General features: G+C 74.7%; 15 protein-coding genes and 1 pseudogene. 11 read left to right on the top strand and 5 right to left on the bottom strand.

Going from position 1 to position 20,932, the window contains the following annotated elements; translation table 11 throughout:
* The first annotated feature begins 83 nt into the window (after nt 1-83).
* On the top strand, nt 84-1,586 hold the full coding sequence (locus IE321_RS19550) for a fatty acyl-CoA synthetase (RefSeq protein WP_190223885.1): 1,503 nt from the start codon (nt 84-86) through the stop codon (nt 1,584-1,586).
* Between the two features lie 9 nt (nt 1,587-1,595).
* Here IE321_RS19550 and IE321_RS19545 read toward each other — a convergent pair whose 3' ends face one another.
* Nucleotides 1,596-2,495: an NAD(P)-dependent oxidoreductase gene (locus tag IE321_RS19545; RefSeq protein WP_226652977.1), complete on the bottom strand. Its 900-nt coding sequence runs from the start codon at nt 2,493-2,495 to the stop codon at nt 1,596-1,598.
* 88 nt (nt 2,496-2,583) lie between these two features.
* Between IE321_RS19545 and IE321_RS19540 the strand changes: the two genes are divergently transcribed.
* Nucleotides 2,584-2,937 (top strand): winged helix-turn-helix transcriptional regulator, encoded by a 354-nt coding sequence (locus IE321_RS19540; RefSeq protein WP_043231475.1) that lies wholly within the window; start codon nt 2,584-2,586, stop codon nt 2,935-2,937.
* A 126-nt stretch (nt 2,938-3,063) separates the two neighbouring features.
* Here the strand turns inward: IE321_RS19540 and paaK are convergent, their stop codons facing one another.
* Nucleotides 3,064-4,353 carry a phenylacetate--CoA ligase PaaK gene (gene paaK / locus IE321_RS19535; RefSeq protein ID WP_190223883.1) on the bottom strand — a complete coding sequence of 430 codons (1,290 nt, stop codon included), beginning with the start codon at nt 4,351-4,353 and terminating at the stop codon, nt 3,064-3,066.
* A 393-nt stretch (nt 4,354-4,746) separates the two neighbouring features.
* Between paaK and IE321_RS19530 the strand changes: the two genes are divergently transcribed.
* From IE321_RS19530 to IE321_RS19515, 4 genes are all read left to right on the top strand, one after another.
* Nucleotides 4,747-5,967: a cytochrome P450 gene (locus IE321_RS19530; protein WP_226652976.1), complete on the top strand. Its 1,221-nt coding sequence runs from the start codon at nt 4,747-4,749 to the stop codon at nt 5,965-5,967.
* Between the two features lie 30 nt (nt 5,968-5,997).
* Entirely contained in the window at nt 5,998-6,537 is a 540-nt protein-coding gene (locus tag IE321_RS19525; protein WP_051842866.1) for a cupin domain-containing protein, read from the top strand.
* Between the two features lie 72 nt (nt 6,538-6,609).
* Complete coding sequence (locus tag IE321_RS19520) at nt 6,610-7,386, top strand: GNAT family N-acetyltransferase (protein ID WP_190223882.1); 777 nt, start codon at nt 6,610-6,612, stop codon at nt 7,384-7,386.
* 63 nt (nt 7,387-7,449) lie between these two features.
* On the top strand, nt 7,450-7,791 hold the full coding sequence (locus tag IE321_RS19515; protein ID WP_190223881.1) for a DUF5713 family protein: 342 nt from the start codon (nt 7,450-7,452) through the stop codon (nt 7,789-7,791).
* A 66-nt stretch (nt 7,792-7,857) separates the two neighbouring features.
* Here IE321_RS19515 and IE321_RS19510 read toward each other — a convergent pair whose 3' ends face one another.
* Both IE321_RS19510 and IE321_RS19505 read right to left on the bottom strand, forming a co-directional pair.
* Nucleotides 7,858-8,673, bottom strand: a complete 816-nt coding sequence (locus IE321_RS19510) for a pentapeptide repeat-containing protein (protein ID WP_190223880.1) — start codon at nt 8,671-8,673, stop codon at nt 7,858-7,860.
* A 481-nt stretch (nt 8,674-9,154) separates the two neighbouring features.
* Entirely contained in the window at nt 9,155-10,786 is a 1,632-nt protein-coding gene (locus IE321_RS19505; protein WP_190223879.1) for an acyl-CoA synthetase, read from the bottom strand.
* A 165-nt stretch (nt 10,787-10,951) separates the two neighbouring features.
* On the opposite strand from IE321_RS19505, the gene IE321_RS19500 reads away from it, so the two are divergent.
* From IE321_RS19500 to IE321_RS19485, 4 genes are all read left to right on the top strand, one after another.
* Nucleotides 10,952-11,752, top strand: coding sequence for a crotonase/enoyl-CoA hydratase family protein (locus tag IE321_RS19500; protein WP_190223878.1), 801 nt, complete (start codon nt 10,952-10,954; stop codon nt 11,750-11,752).
* Between the two features lie 306 nt (nt 11,753-12,058).
* On the top strand, nt 12,059-13,033 hold the full coding sequence (locus IE321_RS19495; protein WP_190223877.1) for a Zn-ribbon domain-containing OB-fold protein: 975 nt from the start codon (nt 12,059-12,061) through the stop codon (nt 13,031-13,033).
* Nucleotides 13,030-14,088, top strand: coding sequence for a thiolase family protein (locus IE321_RS19490; protein ID WP_190223876.1), 1,059 nt, complete (start codon nt 13,030-13,032; stop codon nt 14,086-14,088). Before IE321_RS19495 ends, IE321_RS19490 begins: the two co-directional genes overlap by 4 nt.
* A complete protein-coding gene (locus IE321_RS19485) occupies nt 14,085-15,251 on the top strand; it encodes a thiolase family protein (RefSeq protein ID WP_190223875.1) in 1,167 nt (388 codons plus the stop codon). The genes IE321_RS19490 and IE321_RS19485 overlap by 4 nt, the downstream gene beginning before the upstream one ends.
* Before the next feature lie 37 nt (nt 15,252-15,288).
* On the opposite strand, the gene IE321_RS19480 is transcribed toward IE321_RS19485, so the two are convergent.
* Nucleotides 15,289-17,541: an alpha-N-acetylglucosaminidase gene (locus IE321_RS19480; protein ID WP_190223874.1), complete on the bottom strand. Its 2,253-nt coding sequence runs from the start codon at nt 17,539-17,541 to the stop codon at nt 15,289-15,291.
* A 314-nt stretch (nt 17,542-17,855) separates the two neighbouring features.
* Here IE321_RS19480 and IE321_RS19475 point away from each other — a divergent pair.
* Nucleotides 17,856-20,884 (top strand): annotated as a pseudogene (locus IE321_RS19475) (ATP-binding protein).
* Nucleotides 20,885-20,932 lie beyond the last annotated feature (48 nt).

Genomic DNA, 20,932 nt, shown 5'->3' with positions numbered 1-20,932 from the left:
TGCCGTTCGGTATCCGAGGCCGGGAGGTGTGCGCTCCGGTCCGGGTACTTGACCCGCCGGGGAGCCGCGCCGAGGATCCAGCCATGGAACGAGGACTCCTCACCCGCACCGTCGACGGCGTGCTGCGCGCCACCGCCGAGCGCGTCCCCGGCCGGACGGCCCTGCGGTACGCCGACCGCGCCTGGACCTACGCCGAGCTGGACGCCGCCGTCTCCACCGCCGCGGCCGTGCTCCGCCGCGAGCCCGGACTGGTGCCCGGCGCCCGGGTCGCCGCCTACGGGCACAACTCCGACGCGTACCTCATCGCCTTTCTGGCCTGCGCCCGAGCCGGGCTCGTGCACGTCCCCGTGAACCACCACCTCACCGGCGACGACCTCGCCTACCTCCTCGACCAGTCGGGGAGTTCCCTCGTCCTCGCCGATCCGGGGCTCGCCGACCGGATCCCCGCGGGCGTGCGGACCAGGCCCCTGCGGGACGCGCCGGGCTCGCTCCTCGACGCGCTCGCGGACCCGGAGCCGTACGACTCCGACAGCGACCCCCGCGACCTCGTGCAGCTGCTCTACACCTCCGGCACCACCGCCCTGCCCAAGGGCGCGATGATGACCCACCGGGCGCTGGCACACGAGTACGCCAGCGCGATCGAGGCGCTCGGCCTGGCCGAGGACGACCGGCCGGTGCACGCCCTGCCGCTCTACCACTCCGCCCAGCTGCACGTCTTCCTGCTGCCCTACCTGGCGGTCGGCGCGGAGAGCGTGATCCTCGAAGGGCCGGACCCGGAGACGCTGTTCGGGCTCGTCGAGGCGGGCCGGGCGGACAGCCTCTTCGCCCCGCCGACCGTGTGGATCGCCCTCGCCAACCACCCCGGCTTCGAGGGCCGGGACCTGACCGCGCTGCGCAAGGCGTACTACGGCGCCTCGATCATGCCCGTGCCCGTCCTGGAGCGGCTGCGCGCCCGCCTCCCCGGCCTCGCCTTCCACAACTGCTTCGGGCAGTCCGAGATCGGCCCGCTCGCCACCGTCCTCGGCCCCGACGAGCACGAGGGCCGGATGGACTCCTGCGGCCGGCCCGTCCGGCACGTCGAGGCGCGGGTCGTCGACGAGGACGGCGAGGACGTGCCCGACGGCACCCCGGGCGAGATCGTCTACCGCTCCCCGCAGCTCTGCGAGGGGTACTGGGCCAAGCCCGAGGAGACCGCGGCCGCCTTCCGCGACGGCTGGTTCCGCTCCGGCGACCTCGCCGTCCGCGACGCCGACGGCTATCTGACCATCGTCGACCGGGTGAAGGACGTCATCAACTCCGGCGGGGTGCTCGTCGCCTCCCGCCAGGTCGAGGACGCCCTCTACACCCACCCCGCGGTCGCCGAGACGGCCGTCATCGGCCTCCCCGACGACCGCTGGATCGAGGCGGTCACCGCCGTCGTCGTGCCGCGCGCCGAGGTCACCGAGGACGAACTCCTCGCCCACGCGCGGCAGTCGCTCTCCTCCTTCAAGGCACCGAAGCGGATCCTCTTCGCCGACGCCCTGCCCCGCAACGCCAGCGGCAAGATCCTCAAGCGGGAACTGCGCGACCGGTACGCGGGGAAGTGACCGACCCGGTCAGCGCCGCCGCAGCACCTCCGCGACCCGGGAGAACCCGTCCGCGCCGTGGCCGAGCGCCACGGTGCGGCGGGCCAGCCCCTCGATCGCGCGCATCGCGCCCGAGTCGATGGCGTGCGCCTCCGCCGCGTGCACCACGTGCGCCATCGTCGAGACGCCCGAGGTCAGCGGGTTGATGGCGCCGGAATAGGTGGCGTCCTCCACGTCGCCGGCGAACTCGTCGAAGAGCGGCGGCAGGATCCGCGCGATGCCCGCCGCGAACGGCGCCAGCTCACGCGGCGAGACGCCCTCCGCGTCCGCCAGCGCCAGCGCGTGCACGAAACCGCCCATCGCCGTCCAGAAGATGTCGAGCAGCGCGATGTCGTACGCGGCGGCCCGGCCCACGTCCTCGCCGAGGTGGGTGTGGCTGCCGCCGAGCGCGTCGAGCACCGCCCGGTGCTCCTCGTACGTCCCGGCGGGACCGCTGTACAGGAACACGCCGTCCGGCGAGCCGATCGTGCCGGCCGGCGTCATGATCGCGCCGTCCACGTAGCGCACCCCGTGCTCCCCGGCCCACCGGCCGGTGTCCCGGGCGCGGTCCGGCGTGTCGGCGGAGAGGTTGACGAGCGTGCGGCCCTTGAGCGCGGCCTCCACCGCGTCCTGCCGCAGCACCGCGTCCGTGGCGTCGTAGTTGACCAGGCAGATCACGGTCAGCGGGCTCGCCGCGACCGCCTCGGCGGCGCTCGCCGCCGTGACGGCGCCCCGCTCGGTGAGGTCGCCCTCCCGCCCCGGCGTGCGGTTCCAGACCGTGGTGCGGATCCCGGCGGCGAGGAAGGCGCCGGCCAGCGCGCGGCCCATCGGGCCGAGCCCGAGCACGGTGACGGCGGACGGGGACGGGGCGGACTGCGGGGTGACGGACATGCGGGAACTCCTGTGCAGAGAATGCGGATTAGGGTGGGTACGGCGACGCGGCGGACCGGCCGCGCGGACGGGGAGAGAGAGGTCGACGATGGCGCGCATCCGCCTCGACGAGGGCGAGGTCTGCGGCGTGGCCGCCGCGATCTCGGTGATCGACGGCAAGTGGAAGACCACGCTGCTGTGGCTGCTCGAATCGGGGCCGCACCGCCCCGGCGAACTGCGCCGGAAGGTGCCGGGGATCAGCGAGAAGGTGCTGACCCAGACCCTGCGCGAGATGGAGGCCGACGGGCTGGTGCACCGCGAGGCGCACGACGTGGTGCCCCCCAAGACGGTCTACTCGCTGACCGGCCGGGGACTCGCGCTGTCGCTCGTCCTGGCCCCGCTCTCCGACTGGGGCCACGGGCACCTCGACCGGCTGGCCGCGGCGCGGGCCGTCGCCTCCTGACTCACTCCCTCCGGATCCGTGAGGCGCCGTCCCTGTCGACGTCCTCAGCCTCTCCCGGCCCGCGGACGGCGACAAGTACCCACAAAAAAGTGGGTACTCCGCCGCCCGCGCCCGGACGCCCCCGGGCTACTTCTCCCGCAGGTCCACGATCCGCTTGATCTTGCCCACCGACCGCTCCAGCGTCTCCGGGTCCACCACCTCGACCGCGACCGAGACGCCGATGCCGTCCTTCACGGCCCGCCCGATCGCCCGGGCCGCCTCCGCCCGGTCCTCGGGCGTCGCGTCGGCGCGCGCCTCCGCCCGGACCGTCAGCGCGTCGAGCCGGCCCTCGCGGGTCAGCCGCAGCTGGAAGTGCGGCGCCACCGCCGGCGTGCGCAGCACGATCTCCTCGATCTGGGTCGGGAAGAGGTTCACCCCCCGCAGGATGACCATGTCGTCGCTGCGGCCCGTCACCTTCTCCATCCGCCGGAACGCGGGCCGCGCGGTCCCCGGGAGCAGCCGGGTCAGGTCCCGGGTGCGGTAGCGGATCACCGGCATGGCCTCCTTGGTGAGCGAGGTGAAGACCAGCTCGCCCCGCTCGCCGTCCGGCAGCACCTCGCCCGTGATCGGGTCCACCACCTCGGGGTAGAAGTGGTCCTCCCAGACGTGGAGCCCGTCCTTGGTCTCCACGCACTCCTGCGCCACCCCGGGCCCCATCACCTCCGACAGGCCGTATATGTCGACCGCGTCGATCGCGAACCGCTCCTCGATCTCCGCGCGCATCGCCTCCGTCCACGGCTCCGCGCCGAAGACCCCCACCTTGAGGGAGGTCGAGCGCGGGTCCACGCCCTGCCGCTCGAACTCGTCGAGCAGGGTGAGCATGTAACTGGGCGTCACCATGATGATCTCGGGCTCGAAGTCCTGGATCAGCCGCACCTGCCGGGCGGTCATCCCGCCGGAGGCGGGGATCACGGTGCAGCCGAGCCGTTCGGCGCCGTAGTGCGCCCCGAGGCCGCCGGTGAACAGGCCGTAGCCGTAGGCCACGTGCACCCGGTCGCCGGGGCGGGCGCCGGCCGCCCGCAGCGAGCGGGCCACCACGTCCGCCCACACGTCCAGGTCGCCCTCCGTGTAGCCGACCACGGTCGGCAGCCCGGTGGTGCCGCTGGAGGCGTGGACGCGGCGGATCCGCGAGCGGTCCACGGCGAACATCCCGAAGGGGTAGTGGTCGCGCAGGTCCGCCTTGGTGGTGAAGGGGAAGCGGGCCAGGTCCGCGAGGGACCGGCAGTCGTCCGGGTGCACCCCGGCCGCGTCGAAGGCGCGCCGGTGGAAGTCCACGTGCGCGTACGCGTGCCGCAGCGTGCTCCGCAGCCGCTCCAGCTGGAGCGCCGCCAGCTCCTCCCGCCCGAGCCGTTCGCCGCCGTCCAGCAGATCCGTCATGCGCCGCCACTCCTCCGCGCTCGCCGGCCGCCCCGGGGGAAACGGACGACCGATCATTCGGTAGATACGTGTGAGGGCCAGTTAAACCGCCCGGGGGAGGGGTTTGGCAAGAGGCCGGAGCGGGCTTTCCACGCCGCGTCCGCTCCCCGGCGGTTCCGTCCGCCCCGGGCCGTCGTCGGCGAGTGGGCGCGTCACCGTTCACCCCATGGGGTGGGTTCCGGAGCCGGACGCATACGGGCGGAAGGGCCAGGGGACCCGTGGGACCATCCGGGGCCCCCGCGGCCCCGCACCCCGCCCCCCCGGCACCCCGGACGGGCGGGCCCGCCCGCGTGCCCGGACGAAAGCGAACGCCATGCCTGTCCCGCATCCGCCCACCCCCGCGGGGGTGACGCTGTGACCACCACCGCCCCCGGAACCGCCGACACCCCCCAGGTGCACTTCTGGGCCGTGCCCGACCTCACCGGCCTCGACTTCGACCCGATGCTGGCCAGGCTCCTCCACGAGGACCCGGTCACCCGCGTCCGGCTCCCGCACGGCGAGGGCCACGCCTGGCTCGTCACCCGCTACGAGGACGTCAAGTTCGTCACCGTCGACCCCCGCTTCAGCCGCGAGGCCGTCTGGGGCCGCCCCGTCACCCGGCTCGCCCCCCACTTCATCCCGATGGCCGACGCCGTCGGCTTCGCCGACCCCCCGGACCACACCCGGATGCGCCGCGTCGTCGCCAGGGCGTTCAGCGCCCGCGCCCTGCGCACGCTGCGCGCCCACGCCCAGGCCGTCATGGACGGGCTGCTCGACCGGATGGCCGAGAGCGGCCCCGCCGTGGACCTCATGGAAGCGGTCAACCGGCCCTTCCCGCTCGCCATGGTCAGCGAACTCATGGGCGTCCCCGAGACCGACCACTCCCTGATGGCCCACTGGTCCGACACCATCATCTCGGCCGGCGCCGGACGGGAGGCCAGCGAGCGGGCCAAGGACGAGATGGGCGCGTACTTCACCGACCTCATCGCCGGCGACCACGCCCCCGACAGCGACCAGCTCGCCGCCGTCCTCGCCGAGGCCGTCGCCGACGGCACCCTCACCGAGGACGAGGCCGTCGGACTCGCCGTCCTCATCCAGATCGGCGGCGCCCACGCCGTCCGCAACAACAGCGCCAACATGGTCTTCGCGCTGCTCACCCACCCCGAGCACCTCGCCCGGCTGCGCGCCGAACCCGAGCTGATCCCGCAGGCCGTCGACGAACTGCTGCGGTACATCCCGCACCGCAACGCCGTCGGCCTCTCCCGGATCGCGATGGAGGACGTCGAGGTCGGCGGGGTCCGCATCCCCGCCGGAGACCCCGTCTACGTCTCCTACCTGGCGGCCAACCGCGACCCCGAGGTCTTCCCCGAGCCCGACCGGCTCGACTTCGACCGCGCCTACAACCCCCACGTCGCCTTCGGCCACGGACCGCACTACTGCCCCGGCGCCACGCTCGCCCGCCTGGAGTCCGAGATCCTGCTCGGCTCCCTGTGGACCCGCTTCCCCGGGCTGCGGCTCGCCGTCCCCGAGGAGGCCCTGCGCTGGCAGCGCGGCGCGCTCATCCGGGGCCCCGAGACGCTCCCCGTGACCTGGTGACAGGAGCGGCGCCCCGTGACAGCCATCGCCATCGGAGCCGTCGGCGGCCTCGTCGTGCCGCCGGGACACGGCCGCGTCCTGGACACCGAGGCCCAGCACGTCACCTTCAAGGTGACCGGAGAACACTCCCGTACGGCCTCCACCTTCGAGGTCGTCGTCCCGCCCGGCTTCGACGTCGGCGCCCACGCCCACGGGCACAGCGAGGAGCTGTTCTACCTCCTCGAAGGCGAACTCGACGTGCTCGCCTTCGAGCCGCTCGTCCGCACCCGTGACAGCTGGCGCGCGTGGGAGTCCGCCTCCGGGGAACGGGCAGTGCGGGCCACCCCCGGCACCCTCATCCTGGTGCCCCCCGGCTGCCCGCACGCCTTCGCCAACCCCACGGGCGCCCCGGCCCGCATGCTCTTCCAGGCGTCCCCGCCGCCGGACCACGAGCGGTACTTCGAGGACCTGATGGAGATCCTGGCCGACGCGGGCGAGGGCGGCGAGATCGACCACGCCGCCGTCGAACGGCTCCGCGTCCGCTACGACATCGACCAGATCACCCCCCTCCGGCACGGGAGCGGAGCCTGACCCGCCGGAACGGCCCCGACCCGCCGCAAAAGGCGTTGCCCGGCCCCCGGCGGCAGTCGTTCAATGGCCGGAATGAACCTCGCACACCACCTCCTCGACCTGTACGACGCGCAGCTGCGGCGGGCGGCGCGCCCCGACGGGCCCGGCTGCCACGTCGAACGCTCCGGCGCCGTCGTCCGCCAGACCGGCCCCGCCCACGCCTGGAACGGCGTCCTCTGGTCCGGCCTCGACGAGCGCACCGCCGACGCCGCCATCGCCGCGCAGCTCGACCACTACCGCGCGCGGGGCGTCCCCTTCGAGTGGAAGCTGTACGGCCACGACGGGCCCGCCGACCTCGGCGCCCGGCTCGTCGCGGCCGGCTTCGAGGCCGAGGAGCCGGAGACCCTGCTGGCCGCCGAGGCGGCCGCGCAGGCCGGGGCCGCGGCGCTGCCGGACGGCGTCGAACTCCGCGAGGTCACCGACGCGGAGGGCGTCCGCCAGGTGGTCGAGGTCCACGAGCGGGCCTTCGGCACCGACAGCTCCGACCTCGGCCGCCGCCTCCTCGACCGGCTGGCCGCCGACCCCGGCACCGTCCCCGCGGTCCTCGCCGTCGCCGACGGGGTCCCCGTGAGCGCCGCCCGCCTGGAGCTGTACCCGGGCACCGACTTCGCCGGCCTGTGGGGCGGCGGCACCGTCGAGGGGTGGCGCGGCCGGGGCCTCTACCGCGCGCTCGTCGCCCACCGCGCCCGCGTCGCCGCCGCCCACGGCCACCGCTACGTCCAGGTCGACGCGGCCCCCACCAGCCGCCCGATCCTCCAGCGCCTCGGCTTCGTCCCGCTCACCACGACCACCCCGTACCTCCACGCCTGAGGCCGTTGTCAGTGCCCCGGTGCATCATCGGGAGCGGTGAACACGCACGGGAGGGGAAGCGGCATGACGGTCACGAACCGGAAGGTGGAGGAGTACGCGTTCCTGCGCGGCCTGTACGAGGACGGGTACTTCCCCGACCACGTGGTCGACAAGGGTCGCGAGATCCTGCTCCGCCTCTGCGAGCGCGTCGAGGCCGAACGCCCCGCCGACCTCCCGGCCCTCTACGCCCTCACCCACGCGGCCACGGAGGAGTTCAACGCCCTGGAGGCCGAGTTCGAGGCCGCCGGCAGCGAGATCGAGACCGTGGCCCGCGAGGAGATAGCCGAGGACTTCTGGTTCGTCGCCACCGCCTACGGCTTCGCCGACGCCGACCCGGAGGAACTGATCGCCACCCGGGAGTGGTGACCGCCCGGGAAGGGGCCACCACCGGAGCGCGGCGGTGCCGGGCCGTCGAGGTCGGCCCGGGGTGGTTCAGGAGGCCCAGTGCGAGGGGCGCTCGAAGCCGTGCGGGAGGACGGTCACGGCGTCGCCGCGGGCCGCGTTCAGCTGCGGCTGGGTGAGGAACAGGGCGTCGGTCAGGACGGCCCCGGACAGGTCCGCGTCGCGCAGGTCCGCGCCGATCAGGTCGGTGAGCGTGAGGTCCGCGCCGGTCAGGTCGGCGGCGATCAGCAGCGCGCCGCGCAGATCGGTGCCGCGCAGCTTCGCGCCGCGCAGCCGCTTGCCGATGAGGTCGGCGCCGCGCCGGCCCCGCGGTGTGCCGCCGGCCGTGGCGCGGACGAGTTCGCTGGTCCGGAGCAGCAGCGGGTTCACCTCGGCGCGGACGGGGCCGACGTCCAGCTTCTCCAGGTCCGCGGCGGGCAGCGCGGCCAGCTTCTCGACCCGGGCGAGGGCCGTGCGCAGCTCGCCGTGGAGCCGGCGGGCGGCGGGCCGCTCCAGCGCCTCGGTCAGATAGCGCAGCAGTTCGTGGAGCTGCCGCACCACCGGGAAGACCTCGTACATCTGCCGGGCGGTCTCCGGCGCCTCCCGCCACGACACCCCGCCGAAGGTCACCTGGGAGACCCGCTGACCGGCGCCGAAGCAGTCGTACACCGTGCAGCCCTGGAAACCGCTCGGCCGCAGCCGGGCGTGGATCCCGCACCGGAAGTCGTCCTGGAGGTTGCGGCAGGGGTCGCCGGCGGACTTGTCCGCGGCGAAGTCGGCGGACTTCGCGAAGGGCAGCGCCACACAGCACAGACCGAAGCACTGCGCGCAGTCGCCGCGCAGGGCGGATTCCCGGGTGTCGGGCACGGTGGAACGGTTCCTTCACGGCTCGGAGACGATCCCCCCACCGTATCGCGCCCCCGGTGGACGGCCGGAGCCGTGGCCGTCACGCTCCCGGGAAAACCGATCGCCCCCGCCGGCCGGCCCCGCGAGGACCACGATCATGCCGACGTCCACGCCTCACGACGGGGTCGCCCGCGCCTACCAGGTCCGGGACGAGGGACCGGGACGGCCCTTGGCCTGTCCGACCGCCGAGCCGGACGATCCGAGGGGATCCGAACGGTGGGAGCGGTCCGGAGGAGCCGGCGCGGCTCGCCGGGCAGCGGCCCCTCGTCCTGGAGGAACCGCCGTCCTTCGTGGCCGTTCCGGACGCCCGCCTGGTCACCGTCGAGGCGGGACACCTCGTCCACGAGACCCGCCCCGCCGCCTTCCTCGCCGCGATCGGGGAGTTCGGCACGGGCTGAGCACGGGTGGCGGCACCGGGCGGGCGCCGTTCAGGGGGAGGGCGCTAGGCGCGCCCTTCCGCGTCCGCCTCCGTCGCCACCGCCTTCGCCCAGCGGTAGTCCGCCTTGCCGCTCGGGGAGCGCTGGATGCGGTCGGCGAGGACCAGCTGGCGGGGGACCTTGTAGCCGGCGAGGTGACGGCGGCAGTGCTCCTGGACGGCCACGAGGTCCAGCGGCGCCGAGCCCTCGCGCTGCTGCACGACGGCGGCCACGTGGTTGCCCCAGGTGGCGTCCGGGACGCCCGCGACCAGGGCGTCGTAGACGTCGGGGTGCGACTTGAGGGCCTGCTCGACCTCTTCCGGATAGACCTTCTCGCCACCGGTGTTGATGCACTGCGAGCCGCGGCCGAGGACGGTCACCACGCCGTCCGCGTCGACGGTGGCCATGTCGCCGAGGAGGACCCACCGCACGCCGTCCCGCTCGAAGAAGGTCTCCGCCGTCTTCTCCGGGTCGTTGTAGTAGCCGAGCGGCACGTGCCCCCGCTGGGCGAGCCGGCCGATCGCCCCGGCGGCGACCGGCGCGAGGGTGGCCGGGTCGACGACCTGGGTGCGCTCGTTGACGTGCAGCCGGAAGCCCTTCTCGGGACCGGAGTCGTCGGTGGCCCGTCCGTTCGAACCGGACTCCGTGGAGCCGAAGTTGTTCAGCAGGATGACGTTCGGCATCAGCTCGCGCAGCTGCGCCCGCACGGTCTCCGACATGATCGCGCCGGAGGAGGAGAGGCTGAACAGCGCGGACAGGTCGGTGCCCCGGAGAGGCCCGGCGAGCGCGTCGATCAGCGGTCGCAGCATCGCGTCCCCGACGAGGGAGATGCTGGAGACCCTCTCCTTCTCGATGGTCCGCAGCACCTCCTCGGGCACGTACTTGCGGTGCAGCACCACCCGCTGGCCGTAGTTGAAGGCGATGAAGGTGGTGAGCGTGGAGGTGCCGTGCATGAGCGGCGGCGCGGGGAAGAAGGTGATGCCGGCGCCGCCGGCGGCCACCCGCTCGGCCAGTTCCTCGGGACGCTTGACCGGCTCGCCCGAGGGGTCGCCGCCGAAGAGCCCGGCGAAGAAAAGGTCCTCCTGGCGCCAGAGCACGCCCTTGGGCATGCCGGTGGTGCCGCCGGTGTAGATGATGAAGAGGTCGTCCCCGGACCGCGGCGCGAAGCCGCGCCCGGGCTCGGCGGCCGCCTCCGCCTCCTCCAGCGGTACGGCATCGAGGGCCGCGGCGCCCTCGGGCGGGGTCCCCACCCGCACGAGGTGCCGCAGCTTCCCGCAGCGCGGCAGGGCCGCCGCGACGCGGTCGGTGAACTCGGCGTCGTACACCAGGGCGGTGAGGTCGGCGTCCTGGTAGAGGTAGACCAACTCCTCCTCGACGTACCGGTAGTTGACGTTCACCGGCACGATCCTGGCCTTGAGGCAGGCGAGGACGGTCTGGAGGTACTCGACGCCGTTGTAGAGGTGGAGTCCCAGGTGCTCGCCGGGGCGGACGCCCGCGTCGAGCAGGTGGTGGGCCAGCCGGTTGGCAGCCTCGTCGAGTTCGGCGTAGGTGAGCCGGCGCTCGGCACCGGTCCCCGGGTGGTCGACGTAGACCAGCGCCTCGCGCTCGGGCACCACGTCCACGACCGATTCGAACAGGTCGGCAAGGTTGTACTCCACCGTTCCTCCTGACCCCGGCGCGTTCGGACTCGGGCGGTCATCAGAGCACCGCCGGGACGAGGTGGGAAGGGGGCGCGTCAAAGAATCTGACTGAGTGTCAGAAAACTATTGAACTGCTTCCGCCGCTCCTGCAACCTGTTCCAGAACTGGAGACGGGAGATGCCCATGGCCGGCACCGAACACCTCACCGTGCGGCGCGAAGGCGCCACGCTCGTCCTCACCCTGAACCGCCCCGAGGCGAAGAACGCCCTGTCCCTGCCGATGCTCGTGGGCCTCCACGACGGCTGGATCGAGGCCGACGCCGACGACGGCGTCCGCTCGATCGTCCTCACCGGAGCGGGCGGCGCGTTCTGCGCGGGCATGGACCTCAAGGCCCTCGCGGGCAAGGGCATGGCCGGGGACGCGTACCGCGACCGGCTCAAGGCCGACCCCGACCTGCACTGGAAGGCGATGCTGCGCCACCACCGCCCCCGCAAGCCCGTCATCGCCGCCGTCGAGGGCGCGTGCGTGGCCGGCGGTACGGAGATCCTCCAGGGCACCGACATCCGGGTCGCCGGAGCCTCCGCCATGTTCGGCCTCTTCGAGGTCCGGCGCGGCCTCTTCCCCATCGGCGGCTCCACCGTCCGCCTGCCCCGCCAGATCCCGCGGACCCACGCCCTCGAAATGCTCCTCACCGGCCGCGCCTACACCGCCGAGGAGGCGGCCCGCATCGGCCTCGTCGGCCGGGTCGTCCCCGACGGCACCGCCCTCGACACCGCCCTCGACCTGGCCGAACGCGTCAACGCCTGCGGACCGCTCGCCGTCGAGGCCGTCAAGGCGTCCGTCTACGAGACGGCCGAACTCACGGAGACGGAGGGCCTCGCGGCGGAACTCAAGCGAGGCTGGCCCATCTTCGACACGGCCGACGCGAAGGAGGGAGCGAAGGCCTTCGCGGAGAAACGACCCGCGGTCTACCGACGGGAGTGACCCGCCGCCGGACTGAGGCCGGCCCCGACCCCGGACCGGTTGCGGCCCCGGCGCCCAGCCCCCGGACCGGCCTGTGGCCCCGGCCCCGGCCCCGGACTGGCCTGCGGCTTCGGCCCCCGGCCCAGGCCCCGGACCGGCCTGCGGCTTCGGCCCCCGGCCCGCGGCCCCGGACCCGGCCCCGGACTGGCCTGCGGCTCCGGCCCCGGACCCGAACCGGGCTGCGGCCCCGCCCCTCCGTACCGCCCCTCCGTACCGCCCCCCCATAGCGCCCCGCCCCACCCCGCCCCGCGAAGGAAGGCCCCGCGCATGACCGTCACCCCGTCACCCCCCTCACCCCCCGACATCCTCCGCGCCCCCCTGATCGTCGAGTTCCCCTTCACCCGGTCCCTCGGCCCCGTCCAGTCCGCCTTCCTGACCGGGTTGCGCGAGCGGGTCGTGCTCGGGGTGCGGACCGAGGCCGGCGGGGTGCTCGTGCCGCCCGTGGAGTACGACCCCGAGACCGCCGCCGAGCTGAGCGAACTCGTCGAGGTCGCGCCCACCGGGACGGTCACCACCTGGGCCTGGAACCCCGAGCCCCGCCGCGGCCAGCCCCTCGCGACGCCCTTCGCCTGGGCCCTGGTCCGCCTCGACGGCGCCGACACCGCCCTCCTGCACGCCCTCGACGCCCCCGGCCCGGACGCCGTCCGCACCGGCATGCGCGTCCGCATCCGCTGGTCCGCCGAACGGACCGGCGCGATCACGGACATCGCCTGCTTCGAGCCGTACGAGGGCGCCGCTCCCGAGGGCGGACCCGCGCCGCACGCCGGGGAGTTCGACGAGCCGGTCACCGGCATCGTCGCCCCCGCCCGCCTCGACTACACCTACAGCCCGGGCCGCGCCCAGACACGCTACCTCCAGGCCCTCTCCGAGCGCCGCACGGTCGGCGAGCGCTGCCCCTCCTGCGCCAAGGTGTACGTCCCGCCCCGCGGCGCCTGCCCGACCTGCGGCGTCGCCACCACCGACCGGGTCGAGGTCGGCCCCCGCGGCACCGTCACCACCTTCTGCATCGTCAACATCAAGGCGAAGAACCTCGACATCGAGGTCCCGTACGTCTACGCCCACATCGCCCTCGACGGAGCCGGCCTCGCCCTCCACGGCCGGATCGGCGGCATCCCCTACGACCAGGTCCGGATGGGCCTGCGCGTCGAGCCCGTGTGGAGCGACGACGGCCGCTACCCCGACCACTACCGGCCCACCGGCGAACCGGACGCCGACTACGACACGTACAAGGAGCTGCTATGAGCGCCCCCGGCCGCGACGTGGCGATCGTCGCCTTCGCCCAGAGCGACCACCGCCGCCGCACCGACGACGTCTCCGAGGTCGAGATGGTGATGCCGGTGCTCCACGAGGTCCTGCGGCAGACCGGCCTGAGGACGTCCGACATCGGCTTCACCTGCTCCGGCTCCTCCGACTACCTCGCGGGCCGCGCCTTCTCCTTCACGATGGCCCTCGACGGCGTCGGCGCCTGGCCGCCGATCTCCGAGTCCCACGTCGAGATGGACGGCGCCTGGGCGCTCTACGAGGCGTGGGTGAAGCTCCTCACCGGCGAGGCCGACACCGCCCTCGTCTACTCCTACGGCAAGTCCTCGCCGGGCTCCGTCCGCGACGTGCTGACCCGCCAGCTCGACCCGTACTACGTGGCCCCGCTCTGGCCCGACTCGGTCGCCCTCGCCGCCCTCCAGGCGCAGGCCCTCGTCGACGCCGGGCACACCGACGAGGCGGCCCTCGCCGCGCTCGCCGCCCGCCGCCGCACCGACGCCGCCGCCAACCCGCACGCGCAGGTCACCGGCGCCCGCCCCCAGGGCGACTACGTCGTGGCCCCGCTGCGCACCGGCGACTGCCCGCCGATCGGGGACGGCGCCGCCGCCGTGATCCTCGCCGCCGGCGACCGCGCCCGCGAACTGTGCGCACGGCCCGCCTGGATCCGGGGCATGGACCACCGCGTCGAGGCCCACTCGCTCGGCGTCCGCGACCTCACCGACTCGCCGTCCACCCGGCTCGCGGCCGAACGCGCCGGCGTCTTCGAGCGGCCCGTGGACACCGCCGAGCTGCACGCCCCCTTCACCTCCCAGGAGGTCGTCCTCGCCAAGGCCCTCGGCCTCGGCGACGACGTCCGGATCAACCCCTCCGGCGGCGCGCTCGCCGCCAACCCCGTCATGGCCGCCGGACTCCTCCGGCTCGGCGAGGCCGCCGCCGCCGTGCACCGCGGCGACTCCGACCGCGCCCTCGCCCACGCCACCTCCGGGCCCTGCCTCCAGCAGAACCTGGTCGCCGTCCTGGAAGGGGACCCCCGATGAGCAAAGAGCCCGTCGCGATCGTCGGCATCGGCCAGACCAAGCACGTCGCCGCCCGCCACGACGTCTCCCTCGCCGGGCTGGTCCGCGAGGCCGGCGCGCGGGCCCTCGCCGACGCCGAGCTGACCTGGGCGGACATCGACGCCGTCGTCATCGGCAAGGCGCCCGACTTCTTCGAGGGCGTCATGATGCCGGAGCTGTACCTCGCCGACGCCCTCGGTGCCGTCGGCAAGCCCATGCTGCGCGTGCACACCGCCGGCTCCGTCGGCGGCTCCACCGCCCTCGTCGCCGCCAACCTGGTCGCCGCCCGGGTCCACCGGACGGTCCTCACCCTCGCCTTCGAGAAGCAGTCCGAGTCCAACGCGATGTGGGGCCTCTCCCTGCCCGTCCCCTTCCAGCAGCCCCTGCTGGCCGGCGCGGGCGGCTTCTTCGCCCCGCACGTCCGCGCCTACATGCGCCGCACCGGCGCCCCCGACACGATCGGCTCCCTCGTCGCGTACAAGGACCGCCGCAACGCCCTCAAGAACCCCTACGCCCACCTCCACGAGCACGACCTCACCCTGGAGAAGGTGCAGGCGTCCCCCATGCTGTGGGACCCCATCCGGTACTCCGAGACCTGCCCGTCCTCCGACGGCGCCTGCGCCATGGTCCTCACCGACCGGGCCGGCGCCGACCGGGCCCCGCGCCCCGCCGCCTGGGTGCACGGCGGTGCCATGCGCAGCGAACCGACGCTCTTCGCGGGCAAGGACTTCGTCTCGCCGCGGGCGGGCTCCGACTGCGCCGCGGACGTCTACCGGCAGGCCGGGATCACCGACCCGCGCCGGCAGATCGACGCCGTCGAGATGTACGTGCCGTTCTCCTGGTACGAGCCGATGTGGCTGGAGAACCTGGGGTTCGCCGCCGAGGGGGAGGGGTGGAAGCTCACCGAGGCGGGCGTCACCGAACTCGACGGCGACCTGCCCGTGAACCCCTCCGGAGGCGTCCTCTCCACCAACCCGATCGGCGCCTCCGGGATGATCCGCTTCGCGGAGGCCGCCCTCCAGGTGCGCGGGGAGGCCGGCGAGCACCAGGTGGACGGTGCCCGCCGGGCCCTGGGGCACGCCTACGGCGGCGGCGCCCAGTTCTTCTCCATGTGGCTGGTGGGCGCCGAACCGCCGGCCGGCTGAACCCGCCGGGACCGACCCGACCCGTCGGCCCCGCCGGTCAGGCGCGCAGGCTGTCGCGCACCCGGGTCGCCAGCGCCACCGGGTCGCCCTTCGGGGTCACCGGGTAGGAGTCCCGCCGCAGGTTCCAGGCGTTCTCCCAGGAGAACCAGTCGATCGCGGCGGGCGCCCGCCCGGTGACCAGCGAGGTCTCCAGCGAGTCCAGGTACGCCGACCACCGGGGGGCGTAGAAGCCCGACACGAGGCCCGACCACTCGCGGTTGGCGTAGTCGTGCAGCCCCGCCTCGCTGCCCGCCCGGTGCCCCCACGTGGTGATCAGCGAGCGGGCGTCGAACTCCAGGGTGGCCCGCTCCACGTCCGACCGCGCCCACGAGCGGGCGCCCTCCAGCCACGGCCCGAGCAGGAACCTCCGGTCGGTGGCGAGGACGGCGTCGAGCAGCGTCATGGAGCCGCGCCACTCCGCCGCCCGCGCCCGGAAGGCCGTCAGGTCCTTCGCCTCGTACGCGGCCTTGATCCGGGGCAGCAGCACCCGGCTGCGGTTGGTGAGCGCCTGCCGGGCGGTGTCCACCAGGTCGAAGCGGTACGCGTCGGTGTTCCGCAGCGCCGGCGCCACCTGCAACAGCTCGGTCAGCGCCCGCTCCACGGTCGCCGCGTCGTACCGCATGGCCTTCGGGCCCCAGGAGGCCGAGGTCCGCACGGTCAGGCTCGGCCGGGCCGTGAAGAGGCTGTCCTGGGACTCGCTCCAGCCGTTCGACCGGGTGCCGTACGGGCCCTTCCGCAGCCACTCCCACGCCTGGGCCGCGTGCGGGTCGGGGGCGCCGTAGCGGCGGGCCGCGTACTGCGTGAACCAGCCCGCGTGATCCACCGGGGTGTCCCGCCAGGCCAGCTCGGTGAAGAGGGAGAAGGTCACCGGGTTGGCGGAGGTGGCCTCCGGGAGGAAGGCGATGCCGCGCAGCGCGCTGCCCGGCTTCGTCCGCCACGCCTCGAACCGGTCCGTCCACACCGAGGTGTTGGCACCGATCGTGGTGTGCCCGCCGAAGTTGGGGATGGTGCCGAAGGCGTACGGCGTCCCGGACCAGGCCGTCTCCCGGTCCAGGTTGTCGTACCGGTCGGAGAGGCCGTCCACCACGAGCAGCCGCGAGGTGTCGACGCCCGCGAGCAGCTCGGCCTTCGGGTTGCGCTGCCAGCCGAGCAGCACCCAGGTCGCACCCCGCCGCGCGTCGTCCAGGGTCTCCATCACCCGGGCCGCGGCCTCGCCGACCGGCACGTCGCCCGCGTTCCCGCCCTCGTGCAGCAGGTCCATCTTGTACATCGTGGTGGTGCCGAGCAGCCGGGCCTGGTGCCGGTAGAACGCCGCGGCGACGCGCGGGAAGAGCGGGCCGCGCGGATCCAGCCAGTCCGGCCGGGTGAAGCCGATCCACCGGCCCTGCGGCACCACCCGGCCCTCCGGGTTGCGCTCCGCGAAGCCCGGCGGCACCGTGCCGAAGTACCCCGGCAGCACCGGCGTCATGCCCAGCTCCCGCAGCCGGTCCACGATCCGCTTGCCCAGCGCCGCCCGGCGGGCGATCAGCTGGTCGGTGACCGGGCCGCCGAAGGACGCCATGTTCTGCATCAGCCACCACGGCTGGTGCGCCGGCCCGGGGATCCACTCCCGCAGCTCCGCGCCCGTGTAGCCGAACTCCTGGAACGCCGCGTGATAGGCCGCCTCGGCGCCCATCTGCACGAACACCTCGTTCACCCCGTGCAGGGCCAGGAGGTCGATCTGCCGTTCGTACGACGCCCAGTCCCGGTAGGCGCCCGAATAGCCGTCGTCCGTGTCGTTGAGCGCGAACCGGTGCGGCACCGAGGCCGACTTGGTGACCGTGCCGGACGGCCCGGGCAGCCGGTCCGGCAGTGCCGCGAGGCTGTCGCCGGGCGAGCCGAGGTCCACGCCCACCGTGTAGCTGAGGTACCAGTGCACCCCGCGCAGCAGCACCGCCGGCGTGGAGCCCGTGACCACGATCCGGCCCGTCGACCCCGAGACCGTGAACCGGTCGGCGGCGTCGGAGCGGGGGACCAGGACCAGCTCGAACTGGCCCGCGTGGCGCGGCCGCAGCCGCACCAGCGCGGCACGCGCCGCGCTCGTCGAGTAGGGCGCCGCCGCCGGGGCGCCGGCCGCCGGCCCGGTGGGCCCGGCGGGTTCGGCGGAGGCGGGCGCCGACGTGGGCAGCGCGGTCAGCGCCGCGGCGCACAGGGCGAGGGAACACGCCGAGCGCGCGGCCCAGGACCGCGCACGGGAAAACGGAGGTCTCATGGTCGGCTCATCCCCTCGTCAGGACCGTGTGACGATCATGAACTGACCGTCCGTCATATGGGAGTATTCGCAGGCATCGCGGTCAAGGACGACACGCCCCCCGCGCCGCTTCCCCGGCACCGCACATCTGTCCGTCGAACACCCCCCGACCTGCGGGTCGCCGAGTGCCCCCACCTCCGCCAAGACCACCCGAACTGCTTGGAAGAATGCCGTTACACAGCGCTCGTTCCGGCGTACGCTGGACCTTTCGTGGGGTGATCGCCCCGGCGCCCCGACCGTGCGCCGGGCGTGCGCCCCCTGTGTGGGGGTGGAACGTGGCACGACAGGACGGCAGGCCGGCCCGCCTGGGCTTCGGCCTCTTCGAACGCGAGGCCGCGCTCGACGCCGCCGAAGAGGCGCTCGACCTGCTCACCGGCCTCGCACCGGAGCCCCCGTCCCCGCCCGAGCGCGTGCCCGCACCGCGCGACGCCCGTGTCGTCCCCCTGCACGCCGCCCGCTCCGCCTCCGACGCCCCGCGCGCCGCCGAACCGCCCGCCGCGCGCGGCGGAGTCCTCGTCTACGCCGCACCCGCGGGACTCGGCAAGACCACCCTCCTCGCCGAGATCCGCCGCCGGGCCGGCGCCCGCGGCTGCACGGTCCTCTCGGCCCGCGGCGGCGACCAGGAGCAGCGCGTCGCCTTCCACGTCGCCCGCCAGCTCCTCCAGCCCCAGCTCGCCCACGCCTCCGACGCCGAACTCCGCGAACGGCTCGGCTCCTGGTACGACATCGTCGGTCCCGCCCTCGGCCTGCGCGCCGCCACCGCCGGCTCCTCGCCCGACCCCCAGGGCCTGCGCGACGGCCTCGACTGGATCCTCACCCACCTGGCCGTCCGGCGCGCCCCGCTCGTCGTCGTCCTCGACGACGCCCACTGGGCCGACCCCGAGTCCCTCGGCTGGCTCGCCTCCTTCGCGCCGCGCGCCGAGGACCTCCCCATGCTGCTCGTCGTCGCCTACCGGCCCGACGAACTCCCCGACGAGGGAGCCGAATTCACCGGCCACCGGTCCGGACAGCGTCCGCACGGCCTCGCCCCGCTCACCGCCGACGCGGTCGCCCAGCTGGTCCGGGACCGGATCGGCGCCCACGCCGACGACGCCTTCTGTCGCGACTTCTGGACCGTCACGTCCGGAAACCCCTTCGAGACCGTCGAGCTGGCCGCCAAGGTCCGTGACCGCGGCCTCGACCCCACCGCCGACGGCGCCCACGAGCTGCGCGACCTCGCCGCCGCCCTCAAGGGCAGCGGCCTCATCAGCCGCCTCGAACGGCTCGGCCCCACCACCGTCCGGCTCGCCTGGGCCTGCGCCGTCCTCGGCACCGAGATCTCGCCCGCGCTCGCCGGATCCCTCGCCGGCCTGGGCGACGAGGCCGTGGCCGACTGCGCGGAACGCCTCCGCGAGGCCCGCGTCCTCGCCGAGAGCGGCGACCCGGCCGGGCCGCTCGAATTCGTCCACCCGCTCATCGCCAGTGCCGTCTACCGCGCCATCCCCGACGGCATCCGCGTCGCCTTCCACGGCCAGGCCGCCGCCTGCGTCATCGACGCCGGGCTCGGCCCCGCCGCCGCGGCCCGCCACCTCCTGGAGACCCACCCGGAGGGCGACCCCTCCGTCGTCGCCCAGCTCCGCGCCGCCGCCCGCGAGAACCTCCGCGCAGGCGCGCCCGACGCGGCCCGCCGCCACCTGGCCCGCGCCCTGCGCGAACCTCCCACCGCCGACGAGCGGGCGGCCGTCCTCTTCGAACTCAGCTCCGCGTCGCTCCTCACCGAGCCCGCCACCACGGTCAACCACCTGCGCGCCGCCCTGGAACAGCCCATCTCCGACCAGGCCCTGCGCCACGGCATCGTCTACCGCCTCTCCCAGGTTCTCGCCCACAGCGACCGTCTGGTCGAGGCGTCCGAGCTGCTGGAGCACGAGAGCCGGCTCACCACCGACTCCCGCAGCCGTCTGCGCATGCAGGCCGAGCGCTTCATGTGGGACGCGCTCCGCTCCGACGAGCCCGAGTCGCCCGCCCGCTCCCGCCGCCTCGCGACCCTCGCCGACCGGCTCCCGGCCGCGACCTCACCGAGCGCTACATCATCGGGCTGCGCGCCTGGGACGCCACCCTGCGCGCCGAGCCCGCCACCGTCGCCCTCCGGCACGCCGAGCGGGCCCTCGAAGGCGGCCTGAGCTGGGCCGACGAGAGCCGCGGCTTCGAGGTCCCGGTCCTCGTCGCCCTCATCCACCTCTACGCCGACCGGCCCGGCCGCGCCGAGGAACTCTTCGCCGCGGGCACCGCCGAGTTCGAGAAGCAGGGCTGGCGCGGAGCCCACCTCTCGTTCGCGTACACCCTTCTGGGCTACATCCGCTTCCGGCGCGGCCGTCTCATGGAGGCCGAGGACTTCGCCCGCGCGGGCCTGCGCCTCGCCGAGCGCGTCGGCCCCCGCACCCCCGCCCTCTGGTACGCCACCGGCGTCATGATCGAGGTCCTCCTGGCCCGCGGCCGCACGGCGGAGGCCGAGCGGGTCGCCCGCGACCACGACTTCGGCGAGCCCTTCCCGGCCACCGTCACCATCCCCGACTGCGAGACCGTCCACGCCGCCCTGCTCCTCGCCACCGGCCGCGCCGAGGAGGCCGCCGCCGCGCTGGCCGACATCGGCCGCCGGCTGGAGCCGCGCGGCAAGCGCAACCCGTCGTGCAGCCCCTGGCAGCTCCACCTGGCCCTCGCCGAGGCCGCCACCACCTCCCCGGCCAAGGCCCTCGCGACCGCCCAGGACGCCGTCGCCCGCGCCCGTCAGTACGGCGCGCCCTCCGCGATCGGCCAGGCGCTCCGGGTGACCGCCGAGGTCTCCGAGGGCGCCGACCGGATCAAGCTCCTGGAGGAGTCCGTCGACTGGCTGGACCAGTCCCCGGCCGCGTACGAGCTGGCCCGCTCGCTGGTCGCGCTCGGCGCGGCGCTCCGCCGGACCGAACGCCACGCCGAAGCCGCCGAGCACCTGTACCGGGGCCTGGAGACCGCCCAGGACTGCGGGGCCGACGGCCTGGTCGAGGAGGCCCGTGCCGAGCTGGCCGCGGCCGGCCTGCGTCCGCGCGCCCTGCACACCGCCGACGGCAACTCGCTCACCGCCCGTGAGCGGGCCGCCGCCGGGGCCACCGTCCGGGGCCTGGACCCGGCCGCCGTCCTCGGCGTCGACGCCACGGCGGCCTCCCGGCTGCTCTCCGCCGTCTACCGCAAGCTGGGCACCGACCGCTCCGGTCTCGCCCTCGCCCTCGGCGACCCCGGTGAGCCGGGCGACCCGGCGGAGACGTCCGGGGCGGCCGACCCGCTGGGCTGAGTCCCGGCGGGGCCGGTCCGGCGCCGGAAGGGCCGAGCCCGGCGCCGC

It is taken from the genome of Streptomyces hydrogenans (genome assembly GCF_014656075.1).
In the GTDB taxonomy this organism is placed as follows: domain Bacteria; phylum Actinomycetota; class Actinomycetes; order Streptomycetales; family Streptomycetaceae; genus Streptomyces; species Streptomyces hydrogenans.
This window is presented reverse-complemented; position numbering and strand designations above follow the sequence as displayed.

Bases quoted from the DNA above. Each gene is read 5' to 3' on its own strand.
- IE321_RS19550 (WP_190223885.1), top strand. From the start codon at position 84: ATGGAACGAGGACTCCTCACCCGCACCGTCGACGGCGTGCTGCGCGCC.
- IE321_RS19545 (WP_226652977.1), bottom strand. From the start codon at position 2,495: ATGTCCGTCACCCCGCAGTCCGCCCCGTCCCCGTCCGCCGTCACCGTG.
- IE321_RS19540 (WP_043231475.1), top strand. From the start codon at position 2,584: ATGGCGCGCATCCGCCTCGACGAGGGCGAGGTCTGCGGCGTGGCCGCC.
- paaK (WP_190223883.1), bottom strand. From the start codon at position 4,353: ATGACGGATCTGCTGGACGGCGGCGAACGGCTCGGGCGGGAGGAGCTG.
- IE321_RS19520 (WP_190223882.1), top strand. From the start codon at position 6,610: ATGAACCTCGCACACCACCTCCTCGACCTGTACGACGCGCAGCTGCGG.
- IE321_RS19515 (WP_190223881.1), top strand. From the start codon at position 7,450: ATGACGGTCACGAACCGGAAGGTGGAGGAGTACGCGTTCCTGCGCGGC.
- IE321_RS19500 (WP_190223878.1), top strand. From the start codon at position 10,952: ATGGCCGGCACCGAACACCTCACCGTGCGGCGCGAAGGCGCCACGCTC.
- IE321_RS19495 (WP_190223877.1), top strand. From the start codon at position 12,059: ATGACCGTCACCCCGTCACCCCCCTCACCCCCCGACATCCTCCGCGCC.
- IE321_RS19490 (WP_190223876.1), top strand. From the start codon at position 13,030: ATGAGCGCCCCCGGCCGCGACGTGGCGATCGTCGCCTTCGCCCAGAGC.
- IE321_RS19485 (WP_190223875.1), top strand. From the start codon at position 14,085: ATGAGCAAAGAGCCCGTCGCGATCGTCGGCATCGGCCAGACCAAGCAC.
- IE321_RS19480 (WP_190223874.1), bottom strand. From the start codon at position 17,541: ATGAGACCTCCGTTTTCCCGTGCGCGGTCCTGGGCCGCGCGCTCGGCG.